Raw genomic sequence first — 5735 nt, 5'->3', positions numbered from 1 at the left:
TTCTAAACATTTGTTTTTCCATATATTAGATGATTCTGAAAGTGGATTTCCTGCTCTAATACTATGTGGTCCATACTCAAGAAAAATTCTCTCATTCTCCCTGAGAATTGTTCTTAAGGTTTGCTTTAGTTTTTTTTTTCATCTGACGCATCAATTGATAATATGGGGTGTTCTATAATCTTTTTTTCTTCAGATAACGTCTGAGCCTTATATTTATGAACTTCCCTAGTCAAATCATGAAATAGAAGATGTCTAAACTCATCTATAGATGAATACTCCCCATATATTCCTTGACTTTGATAAGTTTTTTTGAAGGCTCGCAATCGCTGTAGCTCATCAATATTAACATCATTCGGCAAACTTTGGCTTGAAAAGTACAATTTAATTGGTTTGTTTGAATGTATAAATTCTTCGATTTCTTCGACTGTACCAGACTCAGTTTTCAAGGTAGGAGTACCTAATTTAGTCCACATTGCTCCAATTAATATATCTGAATTTCTTACAAACTGTTCATTTAAAATTTCCTGTGTATCATTCCCTCTGTATTGTGGGGATGAATGAGTTTCCCACTTTACAGGCAACAAGACAATTTTTTCATGTTCAGAATTTACAGCATTCCAATCATAAATGACCTTTGGGATAATGTCTCTTTCTTGTGCAACATCTGAAGGAGAAGCAATTAAAACCTGTAAAACTTTTGCATCAAACGCCAAAACATCACCTTCTTTAATATTTATAAGTATATCTTACCATAATTATCCACGCTATTATAGATTAAGATTTATAAATAGTCTACATAGGATAAAATGAATTTCTCAAGCTAAATGTTATAAAAAAATTATAAATCGGGATATAAAAAATTCTGGGATAGATAATTATATTTGTTACGCCCCCTCGATCGTGTTAAATATTTCTCACGTATAAAAAACAAGAAAATAGTGTTTTAAGCTATATTTTTAAGTATGAATTTATAATAAAAACGTCTGTAATAGCAAAAGTTAAATTGTTTTTACTTCCACAAATGTTTGTGGGAGTTTTTTATTTCAATGTTTATGATACATGATGAAACAGATTTAGAAAAATATAAATATAGCCTAAATATAGTATCAAAAGTCGCATCAAAAACGTTGTATCCTTATTTACTTAAATTAATGTTTTTGATGCAATCAAGATAATAAATTGATACTTGAAGGTGATACATATGAGAATAGGCTATGCAAGGGTTAGTACACATCAACAATCATTAGACTTACAATTAGATGTCTTGGAGAAAGCTGGATGTGAAAAGATATATCAAGAAAAAATGAGTGGAATGAAGGCTGATAGACCTCAGCTTAATCAATTAATTGAGTATGCAAGAGAAGGTGATGTAGTAGTTGTTTACAAACTTGATCGAGTTGGGCGTTCTACAAAAAGATTGATTGAGTTGTCGGAAGAACTTGAACAACGAGGAATTGAACTAGTAAGTATAAGGGATAGCATAGACACAATTATTTTCAAGGGTTCTTCTTGCAAGACCTTCTGCTTCTTTTGCAAACATATAAATGTTAAATAACTCTTGGAATGTGTAAGTTTTATCCTGTGTAACTTCAATGTTTGTACGACCTAACTTGGATTTTCCTCTTTTACTTGTTCTAGACAAAATAAAACGCCTCCCTATATCGGTAATTTGGTTTACCGCATAAGAAGACGTGAATGACTTGCACCCTAAAAAGTAAATGACCGCAACACTAGGGTGATTTTTGGTGTGTAAAGTATAAAACATTAACACCTACAAACCCTTGTAGAATACGGCCTCTTCAAAAGATATGACCCCGGAGAGGCTCGAACTCACGTCCTCCAGCCTGTCAAGGTGGGGAAACGGATTTATAACTGTATTAAATCCTTATTTCACAGGGGATATATCAAAGATATATCTATAAAATGTCGCCATTGCATCGCCAATAATTAGCCCTCTAAAGCCTGTTAGTTCTGTATTATTCTATTGCTATCCGCAATATCAGTTTTTTACTTCTTTCCTGCTATTTCTTAGAATCTTTCTTTAATCTATTTTATTTTAAAGTATTTTTTTAGTAGTCATCAATTGTTATCTACAGAAATGAGATTCTTCCTAAGGACAGAGAATGAAGGGGGATTTTCTATAACTTTTTACATGTCAGGCTGTTAAGGTAGGGGGAGAATACCTTTTTGACTAGGAGTTATGAACTTGAAATTGTTGGATATATATATTATGTAATTCTCCTACGTCATCATTGTAAACACTTTTATTTTCTATTATAAATTTTGCTACTTCTCTTTGAAATGATCCCTCACTAGTCAACAGTTCTTCTGCCTTTTTGTTTGCTTCCTCTTCTTCTTCACTATCGTCATATGTGCTTGAATTATACTTTTCCATTGTTAAACCATTTTTAAATTGTTGTACGTGTACTAACTCGTGAATCACAACAAATTTAATATAAATATTTACGATTTCATTAAACATTGGTGATTGAGGGACCCTTCCAAAGTAATGATTTATGGCTATACCGATGGATTCAGTAAAAAATATCACTTTTCTTACTAGAGTCTCTCCCTCATGTGGTGGAAGACAAGAGGCTTGAGTTTTTTCTTCAGGATAGCCACCTATCAGTTTAAAGGGAGTATACTCAGTATCATAAGTCAAATCTTCAATAAGCAGTTTCTTTCTTATTGAAGAATGGAATTCGCCATCTAATAATTCATTTAAAACACTTTCAATATAAGTTCTATTTACCTCACCATATAATATAGGCATTTTTGTAACTTCCTTTCACCTAATTCAAGTAATACTGTAGCTAATAGAGTTAATATAATACCTTTGGCTGATAATGTAAATTTTTAAGCTGCAACTTTTTGTTATTCCATCTAGTACGGCACCTCTATATAAAAAATAAAATCGGTGGAAATATATCTCGAATATAAGAAAACTCGTGATATATTTTAAGTATAGCTTATTAAAAAACTAGGGTTGGTGAAAATGTTGATAAGAGATATATCATTAAGAGATAAATTTATCAGATATCTAGATTTAGATAACATGGCGATACATAATTATATGTTTGAAGATGATGATAGCTGGAAAATTTCTAGAAAATTTCTATTAGATTTCTTTGAATTAGACAATAATACTAGCTTTCATATAGTCTATAAAAAGGTGAATGAGATGTTGGAAAAAAAGTCTTTTTCTAAAAATGAAATTGACTTTTATAAAGAATTTTATAATGAAATTTTAGGACTCCATAGAATACCTAAACAAGAGTACGAAATATATTTGAAAAAGATAAAAGAGGCAACGGATAAAATAACTAAATTAGATTTAGAGATAAAAAATAACATTGTGTTATTAAATCAACAACTTGAGGGAAGAAGAAACCGTATAGATGAAATAAATAAGGATATTGATAAAGCTACAAAAGAATTTGCAGATTTTTCTGAATTGATAGAGGAAAAAGAGTGCATAACTACAGAAGAAATATTGAAGTTAGAAACGGATATAAAAAAACACGATTATTATATTTCTTTATTAGAAGAGGAAAGAAAAGGAATCTTAAAAAATTATGATGATGAAACAATAAGAAGAAAGTCATTGTCAAATTGTACAAAACTTAAAACAGAAACTTTATATAGTTATGAATATGAAGTTTCTTTAATTGAAAAACATGAGGAACTATTTAAACCTGAATGTGACTATAGTGTAAATATAAAGTTTTATATGGAAACATCAAAAGTGATAGAAAAGTTAAGAAAGTTTTCTCGCAAATTAGATGCCCCCACTATTAAAAAAATGTTAAATCAGCATAAATATCAAACAACAAAAATAGAGAAAATAAGAGAAAAAAGTGAAAATGATTATCTCAATTTCCTAAAAGAATATATTGAAGAAGAAGATATACCCGAACATATACTGGAAAGTATTAAGGGAAATCACGTCATCTCACACAGATTCCCTATTTTAAAGGATGCTATTCAACATTTTAATAATGGAGAGTACTTAGCGTTTAATAACATTGTTGTCATCCAAATTGAAGGGATTTTTTACGATTACTGTAAGGAGATAGGCTTATTGCCGAATGATGTAAAAAGTTTTACATTGGGGACTAAACTTCACCAATTAGTAGAAAGTATTAAATTTAACCCATTTCCATATTTTAAATTTCAGTTTGAATTTATACGAAACAGAACAGCACATGGTTTTTTGGTTGAAAGTGATAAGGCAGAACTATTAGCAAATGAAACACTACTTGACTTGTTATATTTAGTGTATGACCTAAAAACAAATAGAAATTTACCTTATATTAAACCAATAGAATTTTTAAAACGCTATAATGATGAGATGAACGTTCATTTTAGATCAAGTCATTTTAAAACTTCACATAAAGATGAGTGTCTATTTGATTATTTAAGTGGTGGTTATTTAGCACGTGATTGTTATACTGAAAAAATTCAATGGTTATTGAACCCAACATTTAATAAAATATACGAATTTTACGGTCTCACTCAAGTAGTTAATGAGGTACGAGAACATTTGGTGAGTAATAACTTTTGGCAGTTTATTTGTAAACGTATAGTTAATAAGAATAGCCCATTTGTTAATGAACAAGAATTAGAGATGTGGAAAAATATAATTGGAAAGATGATCGCTTATTTTAAAAATAAAGATAACTCTGAAGATGTAATGAATGAATTGGGGAATATAGGTAAAGCTTTAAAGTCGTTAAGTAACAAATAGAAATTTGTATAAGATTTTAAGCAATTTAGAAAAGGGTTGTTCAGTAAAATTTAACTGCCTCGCATCCTCTATTAACAGAATATTACACAGAGATTTAAAAGACCACTGGCATATACTAGACAGTGGTCTTACTTTATATATAAATAAAATACTTTTGTGTTAATGCTGCTTTTTGCAGGTCAGTATATTTAGAAGAAATAAAGACCTTTATTTTTTTGCATATAATTTAATTGCTAATCCAACTCTCCAATTGAATTCCAGCACTTTTAAGTACAGTGTTAACAGTAAAATCATATCGATATGGATTATTCGGTCTAGGGTGCTTAGGAAACTTATCATTTTTTCCGAAATCAAACACTTCACACAGATTAGCTTTTTCTAAAAATAAATTCTTTATTTCATCGTCCTCAATAATATATTTAAAATACTTCTGTCCGAATTCTCCCCAAGCTAATATTATGCTATTAGAATTTTTTAATGCGTATTTTATACTTTCTAAAGCCGTATTTTCTTTAACAATTTGAGAAATGATAGATTCACTGTATATCGATTTAAGCTTTTTCGTACTAGAATTTATTATAGGTATTATATTTACTACATATAATGCATTATAATTGTGATGTTTTGCATACTCTATTAAAAATTCTACCGTTTCATCATTTCCTAATGAATCGGCTGTACTAGGATTAGTCATAATTACGGATAAAATATTTTTATCTTCTCCCCATCTTTTTTCTAAAAAATATCTTTTCTTTGGGTTTATACTTTTATCAAAAATAGCCTTTCCGCAACCTACATCAATATATGGTTTTAATAATTTTCCTAAATCAATTGAAGCTAGTTTATCTATCATTGAATATCTCCTTCGAACTTCATACGAACCATTTTTTCTAAAGAATATTGTTGTTCCTCACTCACTATAAAAAAATCTGAAATACCTTTTTGCAAAGGTATCACTACTTCAAAATAGATTTCATAACATTTTTTC

At 29.5% G+C, this 5735-nt stretch carries 5 protein-coding genes; 2 read left to right on the top strand and 3 right to left on the bottom strand.

Features of this window, described 5'->3' with window-relative positions:
* Window positions 1-125: 125 nt before the first annotated feature.
* Window positions 126-713, bottom strand: coding sequence for a hypothetical protein (locus DN403_RS30610; protein ID WP_097842018.1), 588 nt, complete (start codon window positions 711-713; stop codon window positions 126-128).
* 488 nt (window positions 714-1201) lie between these two features.
* Between DN403_RS30610 and DN403_RS30605 the strand changes: the two genes are divergently transcribed.
* Window positions 1202-1555 carry a recombinase family protein gene (locus tag DN403_RS30605; RefSeq protein WP_149186116.1) on the top strand — a complete coding sequence of 118 codons (354 nt, stop codon included), beginning with the start codon at window positions 1202-1204 and terminating at the stop codon, window positions 1553-1555.
* A 636-nt stretch (window positions 1556-2191) separates the two neighbouring features.
* On the opposite strand, the gene DN403_RS30595 is transcribed toward DN403_RS30605, so the two are convergent.
* Complete coding sequence (locus DN403_RS30595) at window positions 2192-2773, bottom strand: hypothetical protein (protein WP_149186115.1); 582 nt, start codon at window positions 2771-2773, stop codon at window positions 2192-2194.
* A 222-nt stretch (window positions 2774-2995) separates the two neighbouring features.
* On the opposite strand from DN403_RS30595, the gene DN403_RS30590 reads away from it, so the two are divergent.
* Window positions 2996-4747 (top strand): hypothetical protein, encoded by a 1752-nt coding sequence (locus DN403_RS30590; RefSeq protein ID WP_149186114.1) that lies wholly within the window; start codon window positions 2996-2998, stop codon window positions 4745-4747.
* A gap of 226 nt (window positions 4748-4973) precedes the next feature.
* On the opposite strand, the gene DN403_RS30585 is transcribed toward DN403_RS30590, so the two are convergent.
* On the bottom strand, window positions 4974-5600 hold the full coding sequence (locus DN403_RS30585; protein WP_149186113.1) for a DUF1643 domain-containing protein: 627 nt from the start codon (window positions 5598-5600) through the stop codon (window positions 4974-4976).
* Window positions 5601-5735: the final 135 nt, after the last annotated feature.

The organism is Bacillus sp. AY2-1, from assembly GCF_008368965.1.
In the GTDB taxonomy this organism is placed as follows: domain Bacteria; phylum Bacillota; class Bacilli; order Bacillales; family Bacillaceae_G; genus Bacillus_A; species Bacillus_A thuringiensis_S.
The sequence above is the reverse complement of the archived record's forward strand: the minus strand, read 5'-3'. Positions and strand labels throughout refer to the sequence as shown.